22 protein-coding genes and 1 riboswitch are annotated in these 19,780 nt (G+C 33.9%); of the genes, 18 read left to right on the top strand and 4 right to left on the bottom strand.

Annotation, left to right across the window (positions count from 1 at the left end; translation table 11 throughout):
* The 5 genes from RTL21_RS20480 to RTL21_RS20460 all read left to right on the top strand — a co-directional run.
* The coding region (locus RTL21_RS20480) for a sensor histidine kinase (RefSeq protein ID WP_312098625.1) at positions 1 to 858 on the top strand (858 nt) is incomplete at its 5' end.
* A 251-nt stretch (positions 859 to 1,109) separates the two neighbouring features.
* Positions 1,110 to 1,679, top strand: coding sequence for an RNA polymerase sigma factor SigX (gene sigX, locus RTL21_RS20475; protein ID WP_312098629.1), 570 nt, complete (start codon positions 1,110 to 1,112; stop codon positions 1,677 to 1,679).
* Positions 1,657 to 2,835, top strand: coding sequence for a hypothetical protein (locus RTL21_RS20470; protein ID WP_312098623.1), 1,179 nt, complete (start codon positions 1,657 to 1,659; stop codon positions 2,833 to 2,835). Before sigX ends, RTL21_RS20470 begins: the two co-directional genes overlap by 23 nt.
* Positions 2,836 to 3,276: 441 nt before the next feature.
* Positions 3,277 to 4,053: a M23 family metallopeptidase gene (locus RTL21_RS20465; protein ID WP_312098621.1), complete on the top strand. Its 777-nt coding sequence runs from the start codon at positions 3,277 to 3,279 to the stop codon at positions 4,051 to 4,053.
* A gap of 263 nt (positions 4,054 to 4,316) precedes the next feature.
* Positions 4,317 to 4,452, top strand: a riboswitch (FMN riboswitch).
* Between the two features lie 167 nt (positions 4,453 to 4,619).
* Positions 4,620 to 5,201 carry an ECF transporter S component gene (locus RTL21_RS20460; RefSeq protein WP_312098619.1) on the top strand — a complete coding sequence of 194 codons (582 nt, stop codon included), beginning with the start codon at positions 4,620 to 4,622 and terminating at the stop codon, positions 5,199 to 5,201.
* A 224-nt stretch (positions 5,202 to 5,425) separates the two neighbouring features.
* On the opposite strand, the gene RTL21_RS20455 is transcribed toward RTL21_RS20460, so the two are convergent.
* Positions 5,426 to 5,674: a ferredoxin gene (locus tag RTL21_RS20455; RefSeq protein ID WP_312098618.1), complete on the bottom strand. Its 249-nt coding sequence runs from the start codon at positions 5,672 to 5,674 to the stop codon at positions 5,426 to 5,428.
* Between the two features lie 324 nt (positions 5,675 to 5,998).
* Between RTL21_RS20455 and RTL21_RS20450 the strand changes: the two genes are divergently transcribed.
* The 5 genes from RTL21_RS20450 to RTL21_RS20430 all read left to right on the top strand — a co-directional run bounded on the left by RTL21_RS20450 (position 5,999) and on the right by RTL21_RS20430 (position 10,494).
* Positions 5,999 to 7,039, top strand: coding sequence for a YpbB family protein (locus tag RTL21_RS20450; protein ID WP_312098616.1), 1,041 nt, complete (start codon positions 5,999 to 6,001; stop codon positions 7,037 to 7,039).
* Positions 7,036 to 8,529, top strand: a complete 1,494-nt coding sequence (locus RTL21_RS20445; protein ID WP_312098614.1) for a RecQ family ATP-dependent DNA helicase — start codon at positions 7,036 to 7,038, stop codon at positions 8,527 to 8,529. The genes RTL21_RS20450 and RTL21_RS20445 overlap by 4 nt, the downstream gene beginning before the upstream one ends.
* A gap of 9 nt (positions 8,530 to 8,538) precedes the next feature.
* A complete protein-coding gene (locus RTL21_RS20440; RefSeq protein WP_312098613.1) occupies positions 8,539 to 9,138 on the top strand; it encodes a CPBP family intramembrane glutamic endopeptidase in 600 nt (199 codons plus the stop codon).
* Positions 9,139 to 9,179: 41 nt separating this feature from the next.
* Positions 9,180 to 9,926 carry a LysM peptidoglycan-binding domain-containing protein gene (locus RTL21_RS20435; protein WP_312098612.1) on the top strand — a complete coding sequence of 249 codons (747 nt, stop codon included), beginning with the start codon at positions 9,180 to 9,182 and terminating at the stop codon, positions 9,924 to 9,926.
* Positions 9,927 to 10,035: 109 nt separating this feature from the next.
* On the top strand, positions 10,036 to 10,494 hold the full coding sequence (locus tag RTL21_RS20430; protein WP_312098610.1) for a DUF2663 family protein: 459 nt from the start codon (positions 10,036 to 10,038) through the stop codon (positions 10,492 to 10,494).
* A gap of 114 nt (positions 10,495 to 10,608) precedes the next feature.
* On the opposite strand, the gene RTL21_RS20425 is transcribed toward RTL21_RS20430, so the two are convergent.
* From RTL21_RS20425 to RTL21_RS20415, 3 genes are read right to left on the bottom strand one after another with little or no spacing between them, the layout of a single operon-like run.
* Positions 10,609 to 11,178 carry a manganese catalase family protein gene (locus RTL21_RS20425; protein ID WP_312098608.1) on the bottom strand — a complete coding sequence of 190 codons (570 nt, stop codon included), beginning with the start codon at positions 11,176 to 11,178 and terminating at the stop codon, positions 10,609 to 10,611.
* Between the two features lie 46 nt (positions 11,179 to 11,224).
* Positions 11,225 to 11,485 (bottom strand): spore coat protein CotJB, encoded by a 261-nt coding sequence (locus tag RTL21_RS20420; RefSeq protein WP_312098607.1) that lies wholly within the window; start codon positions 11,483 to 11,485, stop codon positions 11,225 to 11,227.
* 14 nt (positions 11,486 to 11,499) lie between these two features.
* The gene (locus RTL21_RS20415) at positions 11,500 to 11,715 is read right to left on the bottom strand and encodes a spore coat associated protein CotJA (RefSeq protein ID WP_312098605.1); all 216 of its coding nucleotides are present in this window, start codon (positions 11,713 to 11,715) and stop codon (positions 11,500 to 11,502) included.
* 274 nt (positions 11,716 to 11,989) lie between these two features.
* Here RTL21_RS20415 and RTL21_RS20410 point away from each other — a divergent pair, with 274 nt between their 5' ends.
* From RTL21_RS20410 to ypeB, 8 genes are all read left to right on the top strand, one after another.
* Positions 11,990 to 12,784: a metallophosphoesterase gene (locus tag RTL21_RS20410; protein ID WP_312098603.1), complete on the top strand. Its 795-nt coding sequence runs from the start codon at positions 11,990 to 11,992 to the stop codon at positions 12,782 to 12,784.
* A gap of 156 nt (positions 12,785 to 12,940) precedes the next feature.
* Positions 12,941 to 13,522 (top strand): adaptor protein MecA, encoded by a 582-nt coding sequence (locus RTL21_RS20405; RefSeq protein WP_312098601.1) that lies wholly within the window; start codon positions 12,941 to 12,943, stop codon positions 13,520 to 13,522.
* Between the two features lie 450 nt (positions 13,523 to 13,972).
* A complete protein-coding gene (locus RTL21_RS20400; RefSeq protein WP_312098599.1) occupies positions 13,973 to 14,134 on the top strand; it encodes a hypothetical protein in 162 nt (53 codons plus the stop codon).
* Between the two features lie 23 nt (positions 14,135 to 14,157).
* Positions 14,158 to 15,435: a Glu/Leu/Phe/Val family dehydrogenase gene (locus RTL21_RS20395; RefSeq protein ID WP_312098597.1), complete on the top strand. Its 1,278-nt coding sequence runs from the start codon at positions 14,158 to 14,160 to the stop codon at positions 15,433 to 15,435.
* A 197-nt stretch (positions 15,436 to 15,632) separates the two neighbouring features.
* Positions 15,633 to 16,601: a YpdA family putative bacillithiol disulfide reductase gene (locus tag RTL21_RS20390; protein ID WP_312098596.1), complete on the top strand. Its 969-nt coding sequence runs from the start codon at positions 15,633 to 15,635 to the stop codon at positions 16,599 to 16,601.
* 38 nt (positions 16,602 to 16,639) lie between these two features.
* Positions 16,640 to 17,308: a glutamic-type intramembrane protease PrsW gene (prsW, locus tag RTL21_RS20385; RefSeq protein ID WP_312098594.1), complete on the top strand. Its 669-nt coding sequence runs from the start codon at positions 16,640 to 16,642 to the stop codon at positions 17,306 to 17,308.
* A gap of 198 nt (positions 17,309 to 17,506) precedes the next feature.
* Positions 17,507 to 18,598, top strand: coding sequence for a spore cortex-lytic enzyme (gene sleB, locus RTL21_RS20380; RefSeq protein ID WP_312098592.1), 1,092 nt, complete (start codon positions 17,507 to 17,509; stop codon positions 18,596 to 18,598).
* A gap of 14 nt (positions 18,599 to 18,612) precedes the next feature.
* On the top strand, positions 18,613 to 19,780 hold a 1,168-nt coding region (gene ypeB, locus RTL21_RS20375; RefSeq protein WP_312098590.1), incomplete at its 3' end, for a germination protein YpeB.

Raw genomic sequence — 19,780 nt, 5'->3', positions numbered from 1 at the left:
CGGAAATTATTTCAGCTTGCCGTTCATACTGGTAATGAACAGATAGATGAAATCACTTTACAGGGAAGAAACTGGGTTATGATTGTTAGTCCCCTCTATAATAAAAAGGATATTAGAGGAGCCATTGTTGTTATTCGCGATATGACAGAGGAACGAAAATTAGACAAGCTTCGGATAGATTTTATTGCGAATATTTCTCATGAACTTAGAACTCCTATTAGTATGTTGCAAGGCTATAGTGAGGCGATTGTAGATAATGTGGCTGAATCTGAAGAAGAAAAGCGAGAAATGGCGCGGATAATTTACGATGAGTCATTAAGAATGGGTCGTTTAGTCAATGAATTTTTAGATTTAGCCCGAATGGAAACAGGCTATCTTGAGTTAAGAAAAGAATCAGTTGATTTATATACATTTATAACCCGTGTTGCGAGAAAGTTTAAGACAATCGCAAAAGAGAAAGAAATAACGTTTACTATCACTATTTCAGAAGATATTGGTGAATATGAGCTAGATCCTGATCGTATCGAGCAAGTTTTAACCAATATAATGGATAATAGTATGCGCCATACGCCAAAAGGTGGCAATGTTTCTTTACGTGGTCGATCTGATGATTACGGTCTGTATATAGAGGTTGAAGATACTGGTTCAGGTATTCCTGAGGAAGATTTACCATATGTTTTTGAGCGTTTTTATAAAGCTGATAAGGCCAGAACAAGAGGGAATGCTGGGACTGGCTTAGGATTAGCTATAGTAAAAAATATTATCGATGCCCATGGTGGCGATATTTCTGTATATAGCAAGTATGGTCGAGGAACGACATTTTTTATCTTTTTACCTCGAAATAAAGAAGAAAATTAGAGAAACTGCCGATTCTTCTTGATTCACGAGAAACAATTTAACATAATAGAACGTATGGGGTGTCATAGATAGATTTTGACCCTACAAGCTATTTTTCCATTTAGTATGCAGTAAAGCTACTGTATGCAGGTATAACTTGTGAGGTCAGCCTATTCTTGACTCCCTTTTATTATGTTTATAACAATGTGTTAAAGAAAGTTGTAGATTTAATTACAAATTAATGAAACTAAATAGGTTAAAATACGACTAATATATGGAACGGGGGAGGGGAAAAGATGAACTCCGTTTTTGATGAAATCTATTCAAAGTATCATCATGACGTTTTTCAATTTTTATTTTACATAGTTAATCACAAGGAGACAGCAGAAGATTTAGTGCAGGAAGTATATATTCGTGTTCTTAAGTCCTATCATCGATTTGAGGGGAAAAGTACGGAGAAAACCTGGTTATTTAGTATTGCTAGAAATGTTGCAATAGACCATTTTCGTAAACACAAGAATTGGAAAGAGCGCATTATGGATAAGTTTGACTGGTCTAAACAGCAAATAAAAGCAGAGGAATCTCTCCCAGAAGAAATTGCACTTCAAGCTGAAGAAGTGAAAGATGTATATAGTGCATTACAATATTGTACAGTAGATCAGCGAATGGTTATTGTATTTCGATATATTCAAGAACTATCCATTTCAGAAACAGCGAAAGCACTAGGATGGACAGAAAGTAAAGTAAAGACAACTCAGCATCGAGCATTAAAGGCACTACGTACTTATTTAGATGAATACGGGGGAAAGGAGGACCCATATGCAGAAACAAAAGTGGAATGAGGAAAAAATCAAACAAATACTTAAACAAATGCCATCTATAAAAGATGATCGGAGCCCAGAAATTATCTATCGTACTATTCAAATGGAGGAGAAAACTGTTCGTAAAGCGAAAAGAATCATGCCCATACTCGCTACAGCATGTACAATTATGATTCTATTTATTATTAGCCAAAGTTTTTTTGACAGTAAAGAATCACTTAAAAGTGAAAGGAAAGTTGCTGAAAATTCTTCCATAATGAAAGCCGAAATATCGGATGAAGCAGAACAGAGTAAAATGGAAAATTTTGATTTAGCAGACCAGCAAGCAGAAATGCTAACATCATCACTTACGCCAGCGGCTATATATCAAGAAGATGTAGGGGATCGTGAGGTGTTAACATATCCAATTCCTGATGAAAATGTCCAAGTAATTGTTCCGGTTAGCATTCTGGTTGAAAATCCGAATCATTTGACTAGATTTGATTTATATGTGCAAAATGTAAAAAAATTAATGGGAGTCAATAAACGGTTAAGTGAGTATTTCCCGATTAGTCCTGAATTGTTTTCTTATCATTTAACAGATAATAACATTCAAGTGGAAGTTAAACAGGAATTTATGAATTTTGGTTCATATTCTGAAGCCTTTTTTAATACACTGATTCAGCAACAATTGCAAACGATTGGTGCAAAGAAAATGGAATTTTATACAGACGGGAAGCTAGGAGCAGAACTAGGGAATAGAAAAGAAACAATCATTGAATATAGACCGCTAGAAAATAGAGCTTACTTCCTTTTACAAGATAGTGAATCGGAGGAACAACCGTTATATGTACCTTGGGAAAAACCTTATGATTCTATTGAAATTGCTTTTGATGCAATGGAAGACGATATGGAAACCCATGGATTAACGGCGTCAATTCCGGATAGTATAGATATCGACAAGGTTTCAAAGGATGAGAAGAAAAGACAATTGATTGTCCATCTCTCAAATGAAAGTAAGATGGAAGAGGATCAAAAGACATTATATGCTATCGAAGCTATTCTTCTAACAGCGAAGGAGTTCAAATATTCTACAGTAAAGTTTGAGAATACGAAGGTTAAGGAAGTAGGGCGATTTCTACTAACTAAAGAAGTGGCTGTACCAGTGGCTGCCAATAGAGCATATATAGAGGAATAATAAAAAAGGGAGTGTCTAATAATAATAGATGCTTCCTTTTTTACGGTGTCATATAGATTATTGAATTCGTTTGGGGATTATTCTAATAGAAACTAAAGCAGAAAGCATATTTCAATACTCATTTTTTTTAAGAAAAAAACAAAAATGGATAAAAAGAGCATAATTGTATAAAATATTTTTGTTTCTTTTGGAAAAAATCATCTGATCAGCTATGTATAGGGGAATTAAATTACATTTTTTTCCTTAATATTCTATAGTTCTAACAATTAACATGTACTCATAAGTTGAAAGAGAAGCTGGAAGAAGGGACAGTTAATTTAAATGACCAAATGCTCATATAAATGGGAAAGTGAATGCCAAAGTGAAGTTTTACCTCGACCTTTAAAATTATTGCTAAAATAAGAAACGGTCTTTGATACCAATGGATTAGGAGGATACTAAATGGGAGACTATATTAGGAGAATACTTATAGCCGCTATTATGCTATTATTTATAAGCTTGTTGTTCTTAGGGGGCAAACATTCACAAGCAGAATCACTCTCCCTGTCTGAGCGAACAAAAGCGTGGACTTGGCCTAGTGAAGGGATAATAACAGATACCTTTAACACGAGAAATGGTACACATAAAGGGATAGATATTGCAGGAGATTTAGGCGACCATGTGTATGCTGTTGATGAAGGGGTTGTAACAAAGTCCTATTATTCTCAATCTTATGGAAATGTAATTTTTGTCAAGCATGAGAATGACCTAGAAACGGTCTATGCCCATTTAAATAAACGGCTTGTAAAAGAAGATCAACTCGTGAAAAAGGGTGAATTAATAGGCGAAATGGGTAATACAGGACATTCATCGGGTGTCCATTTGCATTTTGAAATACATAATAAAGAGTGGACGGTTACAAAAGTAAATGCAATAAATCCAATTTTGGTGTTAGGAAATGTTCAGGTAGGACAGACTGTGAAAATAGCTGAGCAAGAAGATGTAGAGGAAGTTGTAACGGAACCATCAGCAGAATCTATCCACTCTCCTAAATTAGACTTATTAAAAGAGGAAGAAAAAAAGTTAGAACAAGAGTACATAAGGAAAAACATGAAGAAAATAGAGCTTAATTTGGAGGAAACTGATTCCGAATATACGACAATTCCATATAAGAAAGCGAGTATATATCTAAAAAGTAGTAAGTATCTTATCGAAGATAAAAATGAAGAGTATACATAAAAGCGAAATAGATTATATAGTGTACGTAGCGGAAAGGATAAACTAGTATCTTTATCTTAATAAAATAAAGGTATACCGCGAAAAGAGTTCACAAGATACTATTCGGTAGCTGATGGAGGTAATAGTATTTTGTGAACTCTTTTTGAATGCAAATTTAATATATATGTGAATATGTGAACAATATTTGAATTGTAAGCAAACTTCTTCACAAATCTTTATTGTTTAATGTATAATAACAATTGTAAAACAACAAATTAATATTGGTCTATCTTCGGGGCAGGGTGAAATTCCCGACCGACGGTGATGAGTCTTGTACTCAAAGTCCGTGACCCTACTACGGTAGGTTGATTTGGTGAAATTCCAAAACCGACAGTAAAGTCTGGATGGGAGAAGATGGAGGTTCTGCAATCGTTCAAAATATCATTTTAGAACGTTTATTAAGTATGCAACCTTTGAACTACTCCCTCAAGTCTCTAAGCTTGAGGGTTTTTATTTGCCGCATTCTTAATAAATTGCTGAATCTTTCTTCTTAGGTAGATGGATCCTAAAAAGAAGGAGAGAAAAAAATGAAGAAAAAAATGAATGTAAGAAAGTATGTTTTAATTGGAATGATGAGTAGCTTAGCTTATGTGCTGATGATGCTAAAATTTCCAATTCCACCCTTTCCAAGCTACTTAAAAGTTGATTTTAGTGATATTCCTGCATTAGTTGCAGCACTTATTTTAGGACCGGCAGCAGGAATATTAGTTGAACTGATAAAAAATATATTGGATTATTTAATAACAGGAAGTGAAACAGGAATTCCTGTTGGACATTTCGCAAACTTTATCGCTGGAATATCATTCATCTTACCAACTTACTTTATATACAATAAAATTAAATCAAAAAAAGGTATGGCTATTGGTTTAACGTTAAGTATTCTAATCATGACTGCTTTGTTAAGTCTGTTTAATTACTTTATCATGTTACCTTTCTATAATGCATTAATGAAAATACCTAATGATACTACCATATTAAAACAAACAATTATTTCAGCAATTATTCCGTTCAATTTATTAAAAGGAATAATCATCTCGATAATTTTTGCGTTAGTATTTTCGAAAATGGGTGTCTGGATTAATAAACAAATCCCATCTAGAAACGTTTAATAGAAAAGCAGTTCAGTGGAAAATACTGAACTGCTTTTTAATGTTATTATCAAATGTGGGAAATAGATAAAAAGAGGAATGTAGTTAAGTATGCTTGTAAAAACAGCATTCGTTACAATAGAAATTTCCATTAGAAGGGATATCACTCTATTCCGCGTTTATGGGATCTAAAAAAGCAGCAAGGAAATTTAAATTCCTTGCTGCTCTGTGTATGATAAAGAAAACTATTCGAATTTTAGAGGATCCCCTTCAAACGATTCGTCAGCAACCTTGATTGAATCAGTTGGACAACCTTCAAAAGCATCTAACATATCATCTAGTAAAACTTCAGGTACTTCAACTGTTCCTTCATTATCATCTAACATAACGAAAGCAATACCTTCGTCATCGTAATCATAAATATCAGGTGCCGCTGCTCCGCAAGCTCCACATGCAATACATGTGTCTTTATCAACAATTGTATATTTTGCCATGAGTAAAAAAACCTCCATTGTTATTCATACGGAGTATATACATGACTAGCATACTCCTTACTATTATCTTATTGTAAGACTGAATCTTTAACTTTTCAATAAAAAAGACAGATAAAAAGTAGAAAGTAAGAATTTCCTTTCTTAAAATAGTCAAAAACTTAAACTTTTTCTTCTTGAGATTAAGTCTACTTTATTGAAAATCTGTTTTTGTTGTGCTATCAAAGTTCACCAAATAATTAATTTCATGGTAAAATAAAATAAATATTACAAACAAATTTCAACAAAATTTGTCAAACGTAAGAGGAAGATGAACTTATGTCCTTTATGAAAATAATTATTCTAAACTTTTTATATAAAATGAATGGAGAAAGGACCATCTACTCTATTCTTCATATATTGAATGGCAAAAAATCATCACAAACAATCCAAGATATTCATATCTTTCAGTTAACCTCCTTCTTTCAATCCTTTCCTACGTTCACAAGAGAGCAGTTAGATGAAATTATTTATGGGTTATATAAGGAAGGGTGGCTTGAGAAGGCGGGAGATAATCACTATTATATTAATGATGCTAGAAAGGTAGAGTTGGAGAACTTGCTAAAGAAGAATCCTTTTCCAAATTATTTGAATGGTTGGAGGTTCCATGCGTTAACTGGACCTTTTTGGAAAAGATTGTCTTTGTTTATACAAGTTGCTTCCCATTTGTCGGAAAATAGTATTCGCTATATACCAGTTCAAAGAAATCCTGTAACGCAATTATGGCTGAAAGAGACACTGCAAACAATAACTTTTGAAAGAAGCGAAATTAATAATCAGCTTTATCAAGAGATTGTGAAATGTCTTGAAGAGATAGAAATAAATCCAGCAATATTGATTAACAGATTAACTGGCCTTCAACAGATAGGTCTAACGGCAGACCAAGCTGCTTCAGAATTAAAAATGGATCCATCCTTTTTTCAGCTATCTTTCCTTGCTATTCTTCATTTTATGATGGAAAGAATCTTATCTAATAAGGGGGAATATCCACTGTTAGGTCAAATGATAAAGGATAGAAAAAAATCATATACACTTACAGAATCAACAACAAAAACATTTGGTTTTATACAGAAAGGATTTAGCATCGAGGAAATTGTTCATTTAAGAAATTTAAAACAAAGTACAATAGAAGACCATATTATTGAAATTTTATTAAATGTTCCAGAGTTTCCAGTTCATCATTTAGTGGGTAAGGAAAAGATAATAAGAATTAAAAATAGTATGGAGCAATCATCTTCTAAATCGTTAAAAGTAATAAAGCAACAATTAGTGGATGTTTCTTATTTTGAGATACGGGTGGTAATGGCAAGGTTTGGTGATTTATCATGAGATTAGAAGAAAAGCTAAAAAAAGACTTTCAATTAACGCAGTTTCGTGGAGGACAGAAAGAAACGATTGTTTCGATTCTGAATCATAAGCACACGCTTGCGATGCTACCAACTGGAACTGGAAAGTCACTATGTTATCAGTTTGCTGGAAGGCTCTTAGAAGGAGCAGTAATCATTGTTTCTCCGCTTTTATCTTTAATGCAGGATCAAGTTGAACAAATGAAGATGAAAGGTGAAAAGAGGGTGGTTGCTTTAAACTCCTTTCTTACACCAGCAGAAAAGAACCGGGTACTTAAGCAAATAAAGCATTATAAGTATATTTTTATATCTCCAGAAATGATTTCGTTACCTCATGTGCTTGCGTTTTTTCAAAAAATGAAGATTTGCTTATTTGTTATCGATGAAGCACATTGTATATCGCAATGGGGATATGATTTTCGGCCGGATTACCAAAATTTAGGTATGGTTCGACAAAAATTGAATAACCCTTTGACTTTAGCTTTAACAGCAACTGCCACAGAAGAAATTCGAAAGGATATAATTAGGTCGCTAAATTTAAAAGAAGTAGAGGAAATCATTTATTCCGTTGATCGACCTAATATTGCCATAAAAATTGAAGAATTAGCCTACACTCAAGAAAAAATGGAGAAACTTCTTACCTATATTCAAGCATTAGATGGGCAGGGGATTGTGTATTTCTCTAGTAAAAAGTTGGCTGAGCAGACTGCTGCTTTCTTAAAAGAGAGAGCTTCAAAACGAATAATGGCATACCACGGAGGGATGTCCCAAGAAGACCGAATCCTTGTGCAACAACAATTTCAAGCAGGACAGCTAGACGTTATCTGTGCTACAAGTGCATTTGGGATGGGAATCAATAAAGAAGATATCCGCTTTATTATTCATTTTCATATGCCAACACAATTAGAATCTTATCTACAGGAAATCGGAAGAGCGGGAAGAGATGGGCAGCAGAGTGTTTCAATTGTTCTTTATACACCTGGGGATGAGTGGATTGCATATCAATTAATCGAAACGGAGTTACCAGACGAATTACAGATTAATAAATGGAAAGGACTTTTAAGAAAATACCCGACATTTGATGATTGGTTGAAAAACGAAAGTTACCAGTTAGAGCTGCTTTTTACAGAAACACAATGGAGAGTCTTAGAGTCATATATTGAGCCGCAAAATAAATCAATAGTAGAGCTAATGGACTCTCTTGAATTGTATAGTAAATTCCGGCAAGAGAGAGTGACTATAAAAAAACAAAAAGTACAAGAGCTTATTTCTTGGTTACATTCCGAAACTTGTCGAAGAAAGTATATTTTGGAATATTTCGGAGAAAAGTACGAAAGCAAAAGAAGAGAAGCTTGCTGTGACAGATGTGGATTAGACTTATCTGTTTTCTTTCAAAATAGATTCGCGAGACATGATAAAGAACCAGTTGATTGGAAAGAACAGTTAGCTGTTATTTTAAATATAAAAAAGTAGGCTATGTAGATGAATAAAGCAAAATATACGGAGTTGATCAACCAATTAACAGATCGAGAGCTATTAAAAAATGTATATATAACGCAATTTATATTACTTATGGTTGCATTCGGTCTACATATAATCGTTTTTCGATCGAATCCTCCCATTAGTAATATATTTGAGTATGAGCTGACCGATTTTATAATTGGAATTGTAGCGGGGGTAGCTATAGTAGTAATGGATATTTGGTTAATGATTCGATTTTCTGGTCATTACCATGATGATGGTGGTGTGAATAAGCGGATATTTCAAAATAGACATCCTTTTCATATTGCATTCATAGCATTAATAGTAGCATTTAGCGAAGAAGTGCTTTTTAGAGGAGTTATTCAAACAAATATTGGGTTGTTTTTAAGCTGTCTTCTTTTTGCCATTTTACATTATCGCTATTTATTTAACCCTTTATTATTTGTGAATGTTGTGTTCGTAAGTATTGTTATAGGATTATTATTTGAGGTAACGGAAAATCTCTGGGTTACAGTGATCATGCATTTTCTTATTGATTTCCTGCTCGGCTGTATTATTCGGTTCAAAATATTTCAGAAGAAAATTAGCGCATCCAAGTGAACGTTTAGTGGGGAGAATGCTCTCTTTAGTTGGGAAATTTTATGGGGAATTGTAAGGATGGGATGTTAATGAAAAAAGAGGATCCATATAGAGTTCAAGCAGAAATACAGAAACAGCGATTAAAGAAAGTGACAAATGAAGAGGAACAAGCAGAGGACCGAGTTGAGTCGTCGCTACCTTCAAGAAGTATTGTTCATAAAAATAAAAAGAAAAAATTGAAGATACCGATTATTAGTCTGTTAGCTTTTTTATTTGTGCTCTTACCAGTCGTCTTATTATTAATAAATAGTTTATTAAATGGAAAAAATTTTTCCAACCTTTTAACTACAGAAAATACTTCTGGATTATTTGAAAATGTAAATATTCAAAAAGAAAAGCCAACAGACAACAATCAAACAAATCGTGTTAATCAAGAACAAGAAGAAATAGTAATAGAGAGTAATTCAAAAGCAGAAGAAGATGTAGAAGGAGAAAATCCACAAGAAAAAGCTACAGAAGAATCTGAGGAAAATGCTAAAGAGGAAAAGTCTGAATCGGAGCAAACAATAAAAAATGCACCAAAAAAAGAAGAGCCTGAAGAAGACAAGGAAAAGGTCGAAGCTGAACAGCAAACTAGCCCTGATGAAAAGATAGTCTACCACACTGTCGCAAAAGGAGAAAATTTATATCGTATTGCTTTAAAATATTATCCTAATGGAGACGGAGTTGAAAAAATTAAAGCTGCCAATAATATGACTACAGAGCAAGTTCAATTAGGCCAAACCTTGAAAATTGTATTAGAACCATAATTACTTTATTCTAACTTGTCCTTTAACATCATATAGTTTATTAGAGCAATATACTCGCTATATTGTCTATGCTGTGATTAAAGGTGCTATTTAAAGGAGGGAGTGACTAATGGAACGCTCAATCTTCCCTGAAAACTATATGTTAGATGGAACGACTAAAAAAGTTTTGCTGAAAATTATTGAGAAAAAGAAAAAATTTGATAAGTTAAAAAACCGTCACTTACTTTTTATGTGGTTTACTATTTTTTCATCCTTTTGTTATTTTCTTTGGCTGTATAAGCATATTGCTATTCCTTATTCCCATTCGTTTGCAGTGATGTTTTCGGTTTTTGTGGAAGAAAGTTTGAATCTATATATTCTCCTATTTATAATCGGAGCGTTCGGGTATATGAATGTAATGAGGCAAAAAAGGGATAAAGCGGAAAAAGAGTTCCATGATTTACGTTGTGAATTCATCGATAAAAGCAAAGATTTGTTTGGAAATAGCGAGACATGGAATAGCCGACATGAATTATATAATAAAATTAAGGATTCCTATGATATTAATCTATTCCATCAAGCTAAGTGAGGGATTATTAGATGTAAGAATGCTTAAAGGAAATTTTTATTGTAAATCTCTTATCAAAACAAAAAAGATACCCTAATAGAAGGTATCTTTTTGTTTATAAACGAAAAGTTGGTCTTAAAAAATCTTTCGCTGTTGACGATCCTCTTTGATAATTTCGACTGCTTCTCTAAACCGTTGGGAGTGGACGATCTCTCGTTCTCTAAGAAAACGGAGGCTATCATTTAAATCTGGGTCATCACTCATGTTGATGATCCATTGGTACGTTGCTCTAGCCTTTTCCTCTGCAGCAATATCCTCATATAGATCAGCAATCGGGTCTCCTTTTGCCTGTATATATGTTGCTGTCCAAGGATTACCTGCAGCATCATGGTAAAATAAAGCATGATCATGATTGACATAGTGATCACCAAGACCGGCTGCTTTTAGTTGATCTGGTGTGGCATCTTTAGTTAATTTATATATCATTGTAGCAATCATTTCCAAATGAGCAAATTCTTCTGTACCTATGTCTGTTAATAATCCAATAACACGATCAGGTATGGAATACCGTTGATTTAAGTATCTTAAAGCAGCTGCAAGTTCTCCATCTGCACCACCATATTGTTCAATTAGAAATTTTGCAAGCATTGGATTGCAGGTACTCACTTTAACTGGATATTGTAATTTTTTTTCATATAACCACATAAGCTTCCATTCTCCTTTATCGCAAAATTAGATTATAGAATTGCTTTTATACTTGCCAAGGCCAAGGGGCAGAATCCCAATCCCAAGGGGAACCAGACGGGCTATTTCCATATTGCAATAAAGGTCCATATTTGCTTTCAAATAATTTTTTGAATTTTTCTCTTTCTTTTACATAATGATTAAATTGATTAATCGCATCTTGATCATAATGATGGGTGTCTAAATATAAGGTGAGTTCTACTAGGACAAAGTCAACTGCTTGGAGCTGTTCTAATAATTGATAGTATTCTGGTGGAAGTTGTTTCATTGTTTTTCACTCCCTTAACTTTTTTTTTCATATGGACTGTAGTAAGGGTCGTAAAAGGTTTTCCATAAGGTCCCTGCTTTTAAGGCTTCCGCTGGACTGAATTGGGGAAGGTGAGGTGGTTGAAAACCTAAATATAAATTAGGCGGCGTTGAATACACTTTTGTTTTTATCGGCGGACAAGGATCAAACGGACTAATATAAGGGTGATATTCTTTATAGAATGAAGGCATATACAATTTCCCTCCTTTTTAATGGTATACTTTACATCTTATGTCTAGAAATTTATTTGCATGCTTGCTTTTAAAGCAGAACCCTTATTCTTTTACTATTTTTATCAGAAAATAATTGTTTAACTGTGAAGAGATTATTGAAATATTAACTGTTTAAATCCAATTAAATTGGAAAGTAGCGATAGAATACTTTTCTTAAATTGGTAATATAAGCAGAATGTGTATTAAAATATAAGAATGACCTTACATAAAGAGGAAAGTTGGGGAGGATTATATGGTGTTTTTATGGGCAGGTTTTAGCTTACTTGTTTTGTTTAGCATTGCATTCATTATTCATATGAAAAATATTGCGAATGAAAATCATGTGAAATATGAGATATTTTATTTTCCAAATTTTCCTTCTTCGTTTCGTGAAATGACGTTTTTCTTTATATCGGATATCCATCGAAGAACAATTGATGATTCCATTATTAAGGAGGCAATTGATGTAGCAGAGATGGTGATAATAGGGGGAGACCTTCTAGAAAAGGGTGTGAAATTAGAGAAAACCCGGGAAAATCTCCGCAAATTAAAACGGATTGGACCTGTTTATTTTGTTTGGGGTAATAATGATTATGAAATTAATCGTGATGTATTAGAGGCTTTATTGAAAGAAGAGGAAATTGTTTTGTTAGAGAATAAAGCAGTATCTTTTAAATCAGCAAATGGAGAGAGTTGGTCTTTAATTGGAATTGAAGATTATTCATTAGAGTATGATAATCTAGAAATTGCCTTAGAGAATGTTGAAGATCATAATTTTAAAATATTAGTTAGTCATAATCCAAAAATAATGGAAAAACTGGAAAACGATAACCAAATTTCCCTAGTATTAAGCGGGCACACTCATGGTGGTCAAATTCGGATATTTGGCTTTGGCCCATATGAATTAGGAGGGACAAAGGTAATTGGAAATACGACAGTATTTGTTAGTAATGGTTATGGCACGACAACTATTCCGTTAAGATTAGGAGCAAGACCAGAGACACATATAATAAAAATTCAACACAAGCAAAATAAGAAAGAAATTTAAATTTTTTTGTGGCTTCAAAAAGCTAACTGTTCTTTATATGAATAGTTGGCTTTTTTAATTTGGTAACTTAAACTACTTTTTTAATATTACTCACCGATTACTCCTTTTTTTCATAAACTGCAGTAAGAGTTTTTTCAAGGAGCAGGAGGCGTAGTCATGCGTTTGGAGAGATTAAATAGCAATAGAATCAAAATCCATTTGACCACCGATGATCTGTATGAACGTGGATTGACAAAGGAAGACATATGGAAAGACTCGATAAAGTGGCAGTATTTTTTTCATGAAATGCTTGAAGAAGCCAATGATTTATTTGATATGGAGATACATGGATCGGTAGCAGTTGAAATATTTTCAATGAAGGCACAAGGCATGGTAATGATCTTAACGATAAGTGAAAATGAACTCGAGGCAGAAGAAATACTATCAGAAGGTTTTTTAGAGATGCAAGTAACGGTAGAAGAAACGGTGGATATATTATATGAATTTTCGGATATAGAGGATGTTATTGATGCAGCGAAGCAATTAATGCAAAGCAATTTTCAAGGTGGCTCTTTATATCATTTAAATGAAATGTATTTTTTGTGTTTTGTCGATATTTCTTCATACAAGGAAGAACAAATCATTGCTATTCTAAGTGAGTTTGGGGAAGCAAGTTTAAAGAGTATATACATTATTGAAGAATATGGAAATACGATAAAGAAAGAGAATGCAATTGAGACATTAGTGCATTATTTTTAATTTTCATAAACTAGATAGATGATTCCACTTACTGAAGTTATTCAAAAGTGCTTGAGATATGTTTACTTCAGCGGCATTTGGAATCGTCTATCTTTTTGTATAATTATGGGGAATTTTCTACATAAAAATTTACAAGTTGATGATTGGTAAAACCTGTTGAAAGTGTTAAAATGAAATGGGGATATCATTCCCAACCATTTATATTTTTTGTTTGGCCTCAAGTAATTTAATCGTGTAAATATGTTTATAAAAAATTAATTAATGATAATTAAATGAGGGTGAGGTAGGACAAAGAATCGTTACATTGAATATACTGTTAGTACGATGATGAATAAAAAACAGTTAAACACAGTAAAAAATGAATTTATATGGATTGAGAATAATTCTAAAAATGAAGCAAATCAGGAAGCGGATGTAAAAGCAACTGGTTTAGCTTGAATAAGTTTTGTTATGATGATTGTATCAATAAAACTTGCTTGCATCTTGCAGGTAAAAGAGTACACGATGCTTTTAATAAGTAAACTCGAAATGGTAACAACAATAATGTTTTCCATTCTATTAAAGAAGCTAAATAATTATTCTTATAAAGAAGAACTATGGTTTCTAAACTAGTAGTTTTTTAGGAGGATTTATTAATGGTAGCCAAAAAATCAAATGAGAAGAATCATGTAGAAGAGCAACATGATGTTTTGAAATCAACACAAACAGTAATTCATAAAGCTTTAAACAAACTTGGGTATTCAGATGAAGTTTATGAATTATTAAAAGAGCCGATTCGAATGATGACAGTTAAAATTCCTGTGAGAATGGATGATGGAACTGTAAAAATCTTCACAGGCTACCGTGCTCAGCATAATGATGCCGTTGGACCCACTAAGGGTGGTATTCGTTTTCATCCGAATGTTACCGAAACAGAAGTGAAAGCACTCTCTATCTGGATGAGTTTAAAATGTGGAATTGTTGACCTTCCATATGGCGGGGGGAAAGGTGGAATTGTCTGTGATCCTCGTGATATGTCCTTTAGAGAACTAGAAAGATTAAGCCGGGGGTATGTACGTGCGATTAGTCAAATTGTAGGACCGACGAAAGATATTCCTGCTCCAGATGTTTTTACTAATTCACAGATTATGGCATGGATGATGGACGAGTATAGTCGCATTGATGAATTTAATTCCCCTGGCTTTATTACAGGTAAACCCCTTGTTTTAGGCGGTTCACAAGGAAGAGAAACAGCTACTGCTAAAGGTGTAACTATTTGTATTCGTGAAGCAGCAAATAGAAGGGGCATCTCCATTGAAGGAGCTCGAGTTGTTGTACAAGGTTTTGGAAATGCAGGTAGCTTTTTGGCTAAATTTATGCATGACGCTGGTGCGAAGGTAATTGGTATTTCTGATGCATATGGAGCATTGCATGACCCAGAAGGATTAGATATTGACTATTTATTAGATAGAAGAGATAGTTTTGGTACTGTTACAAACTTATTTAACAATACAATTTCTAATAAAGAATTGTTAGAATTAGATTGTGATATTTTAGTCCCAGCTGCGATTGAAAACCAAATAACAGAACAAAATGCACATAATATAAAAGCAAGTATTGTGGTGGAAGCAGCGAACGGACCAACCACGTTAGAAGCAACACGTATTTTAACAGAAAGAGGAATTTTATTAGTTCCTGATGTATTAGCTTCAGCAGGTGGTGTTACTGTATCTTATTTTGAATGGGTTCAAAATAATCAAGGCTACTACTGGACAGAAGAAGAAGTGGAAGAAAGATTAGAAAAAGTGATGAGTAAATCATTTAAAAATATTTATGATACTGCCCAAGTTCGTCGTGTTGACATGAGATTGGCAGCATATATGGTGGGCGTTAGAAAAATGGCGGAAGCTTCTAGATTCCGTGGTTGGATATAAATTTCACCAAATCTATTGATGAATTTACAAAAATCTCCTATCCTTATAGGTAGGAGATTTTTTATTTTGGACTTATTTAGGGGAAACTTTCTATTATAATTAGAGATTCATTCTTTATTATCAAGTTTTGATAAATAGAAATAAGGACTTTTAAGGAGAGACTAACCCTTTTTGTAAAATGTTAGGAGTGAACGTTGTTGAAAAGAGAAGAAGCAATTATCATTGGCGCTGGTCCTTGTGGTCTAGCAGCTGGGATCGCTTTAAAGGAAATAAATATAAACCCACTAATTATCGAAAAAGGGAATGTGGTAAACGCAATCCATGGTTATCCTACTCATCAGACATTTTTCAGTACAAGTGAAAAGCTCGAGATTGGCGAAGTAGCTTTTTTAACAGAACAATATAAGCCTAATCGCAATCAGGCGTTAGTTTACTATCGAGAAGTAGTAAAAAGAAAAGAACTTCGAATTAACGCATACGAAGAAGTGCTAGATGTTCAAAAAACAGAAGGACAAGAATTTATTGTAAAAACGAAAAAGGGAGAATATATTGCTCCTTATATTGTAGTGGCTACTGGATATTATGACCATCCTAACTATATGAATGTTCCAGGAGAAGATTTGGAAAAGGTGATGCATTATTTTAAAGAGGCGCACCCATATTTCAATCATGATGTAACAGTAATAGGTGGGAAAAATTCTAGTGTTGATGCTGCAATAGAACTAGTGAAAGCTGGCGCAAGAGTAACGGTTTTGTACAGAGGAAGCGAATATTCTTCAAGCATTAAGCCTTGGATTTTACCTGAATTCGAATCGTTAGTTCGCAATGGAATTATTAAAATGGAATTTCAAGCAAATGTAGTGGAAATTAAAGAAACTACGCTTCTATATAAAGTAAATGACGAACTTCATGAAATAGAAAATGATTTTGTGTTTGCGATGACGGGATATCATCCTGATCATGACTTCTTAAAAAAAATGGGAGTCGGCATTGAAAAAGAAACAGGGAGACCTGTATTTGCCCCTGAAACAATGGAAACAAATGTGAAGGGAATATTTATTGCTGGGGTTATTGCAGCTGGGAACGATGCGAATGAAATCTTCATTGAAAATGGCAGATTTCACGGTGCCCAAATAGCAAAGGCTATCTTAGAAAAAAATAGATAAGTCCGAACACTCTTTATCAGGGGAAAAGGGGAAATGAAATGTTGGCGATTTTTTCAGCCGGAATAGCGCCTGGTTTAGCATTACTAAGTTATTTCTATTTAAAGGATCAATATGATTCAGAACCAATATCGCTTGTTTTGCGGTCTTTTATAACAGGGGCGCTTCTTGTTTTTCCGATCATGTTTATTCAATATGTTTTACAAACCGAGAATGTCATTCCAGAAGGTATCTGGAGCGCACTATTTACTACCAGCTTAATAGAAGAATTTTTTAAATGGTTTATTCTCTTTTATACAGCAGTAAAGCACGCTGATTTTGATGAACCTTATGACGGAATAGTGTATGGAGTTGCCGTTTCATTAGGGTTTGCTACCATGGAAAATATCCTTTATTTAGTTGCAAACGGACTGGAATACGCTATTGGTAGAGCGTTGCTTCCAGTTTCGAGTCATGCACTATTTGGAGTTATTATGGGTTATTATTTTGGAAAGGGCAAATTTATTGTACCTCGGGGAAAATGGCTCGTATTTTCCTTGCTCGTTCCTTTCCTCCTTCACGCTGTGTATGATTATATTATTTCTTTGGAGAAAAACTGGCTGATTTTTATAACTCCATTTATGTTGTATTTATGGTGGTTAGGGCTTAGAAAAGTAAAGAGTGCTAGAGAGCTTAGTAATGAGTCCATACAAAAAATGACGGGAATTTAAATATAAAGAGCATTTAGGGAATATTTACCACAGGATGAAGGAAGGTTTTTTAACTCCCATTGTAGTAGGGATAAGTGGCAATTCCAAATTTATGAAAGTAGAGTGAAAATATCACTCTGCTTTTTTTTTGTATAAAAAACCAAATGCTACAAAAAATACAGTTAATGTTAATAGTATTTAGTTATGGGGGTAATAAGCATGAATAAAAAGTTTTTACTCACAAAAATATCGATCATCTTTTTTGTTATGTTTGAACTACTAGCATTCCCTTTTCATGAACAAAAAGTGCATGCTTTTTCCGAACAAGTTATTCAACATGGGGCAGTAGGAGATGATGTTATTGAATTACAGTCTAGACTGCAATATGTAGGATATTATAATGGAAAGATTGACGGTGTTTTTGGTTGGCAAACATATTGGGCATTAAGAAATTTTCAATATGAATTTGGATTGCCAATAGATGGTTTAGCTGGCACGAAGACGAAGGATAAACTAGCTCGTGCAACAAAATATAATGAACAGTTTGTCAAAGAACAAATAAATCGTGGGAAAAAGTTTTCCCATTATGGAGGAGTTGATTTAGAGAAACAAAAGACTCCTTCTGCTAATAAAAGTGCAACACAAAAACAAGCCAAAAAGCCAAGCAATAAAACAGCCAAAAAGCCAAGCAGTAACAATGCGAAAAAACCAAGCAATAATACGGCGAAAAATACGAAGACTCAAAATGGAACAAAAAAGAAAGCAAGTAATGGTGGCACGGCAGCCCCCAAAAATAATACTGCTGAAAACCAGAATGGCACTGGAACAAGTAGTGGTGGCACAGGATCCACTGCAGGTAACAACAACACTCCCGCGCCACAAAATACTGCCAATAGTAATGGCGGTGAAAATACAACAGGGAAAGAACCAACTGCAGCAAATGTTCCAAATGGATTCTCGCAAAATGATATTCAATTAATGGCTAATGCTGTATACGGAGAATCGAGAGGTGAGCCGTACGTAGGACAGGTGGCTGTTGCAGCAGTTATTTTAAACAGGGTTAATAGTGCTACATTCCCAAATACAGTTTCTGGGGTAATTTTCGAACCACGTGCTTTTACAGCAGTTGCAGATGGACAAATTTGGCTTACTCCAAATGAAAAAGCGAAAGAAGCAGTGTTAGATGCTATAAATGGATGGGATCCTACAGGAAATGCCTTGTATTACTTTAATCCAGATACTGCAACTAGTGCATGGATTTGGGGTCGACCACAAATTAAACAAATAGGTAAGCATATATTCTGTAAATAGTGGGGTGAGATGAAATGTTAAGAGGAATTATTATAGGAGTTTTAACACTTGGAATTGCAGGGGTAGCCTATTGGGGCTATCAGGAGCACAAGGAGAAAAATGCAGTATTATTGAATGCAGAGAATAACTATCAAAGAGCTTTCCATGATTTAACGTATCAAGTAGACTTACTTCATGATCAAATCGGTACAACTTTAGCAATGAATTCGCAAGAATCTCTTTCACCTGCATTGGCGGAAGTATGGCGGATTACATCTGAAGCACATTCAGATGTAGGGCAGCTGCCATTAACCTTACTTCCTTTTAATAAAACAGAAGAGTTTCTAGCGAATATTGGCGATTTTAGTTATCGTACTGCAGTAAGAGATTTGAATACTGAACCATTATCGGACGATGAATATAAGACGCTGAAAAAATTGTATGAAGAAGCCGCAGATATCCAAGATGAATTACGTAATGTTCAGCATTTAGTTCTTGAAAATAACCTTCGCTGGATGGATGTTGAAATGGCATTGGCCACAGATAAGCAATTAGACAATACGATTATTGATGGTTTAAAAACGGTGGAAGATAAAGTTGAAGGTTATCAGGAAACAAGCTTCGGTGTTACGAGTGTAAATATGGAAAAGAAAGATGAAAATTTCAAACATTTAAAAGGCAAGACGATTACCGAAAAAGAGGCGCAAAAAATTGCAAAAGAATTTGCTGAATTTAAAAATCCTGTAGATGTAAAAGTCACAGAAAATGGAGAAGGGTCAAATTATGGCTTTTACAGTGTTACGTTAAAAGAAAAAGATTCAGACATAGAAGCTAGTATGGATATTACGAAAAAGGGTGGATATCCGATTTGGTCAATCGTTTCTAGAGAAGTAAAAAAAGATAAAATAAGTCTTAATGAAGCAAATAATCAGGCTGTAAAGTTTTTAAAGGAACATAACTTTAAAAATTTAGCACTATTTGAAAGCATGCAGTATGAGAATATTGGGGTATTTAATTTTGTGACAGAAATAGATGGAGTGAAAATATATCCAGATAGCATTAAAATGAAAGTAGCGTTAGACAACGGAAATATCATTGGTTTTGCAGCTGAGGATTATTTAATGGCAAATACGGAAAGAGAAATTAAGGATCCTGTCATTTCCAAACAGGATGCTTTAAAGAAAATAAATAAACAGGTTAATA

This window comes from Niallia sp., from assembly GCF_031978665.1.
Lineage (GTDB): Bacteria > Bacillota > Bacilli > Bacillales > Cytobacillaceae > Niallia.
The sequence above is the reverse complement of the archived record's forward strand: the minus strand, read 5'-3'. Positions and strand labels throughout refer to the sequence as shown.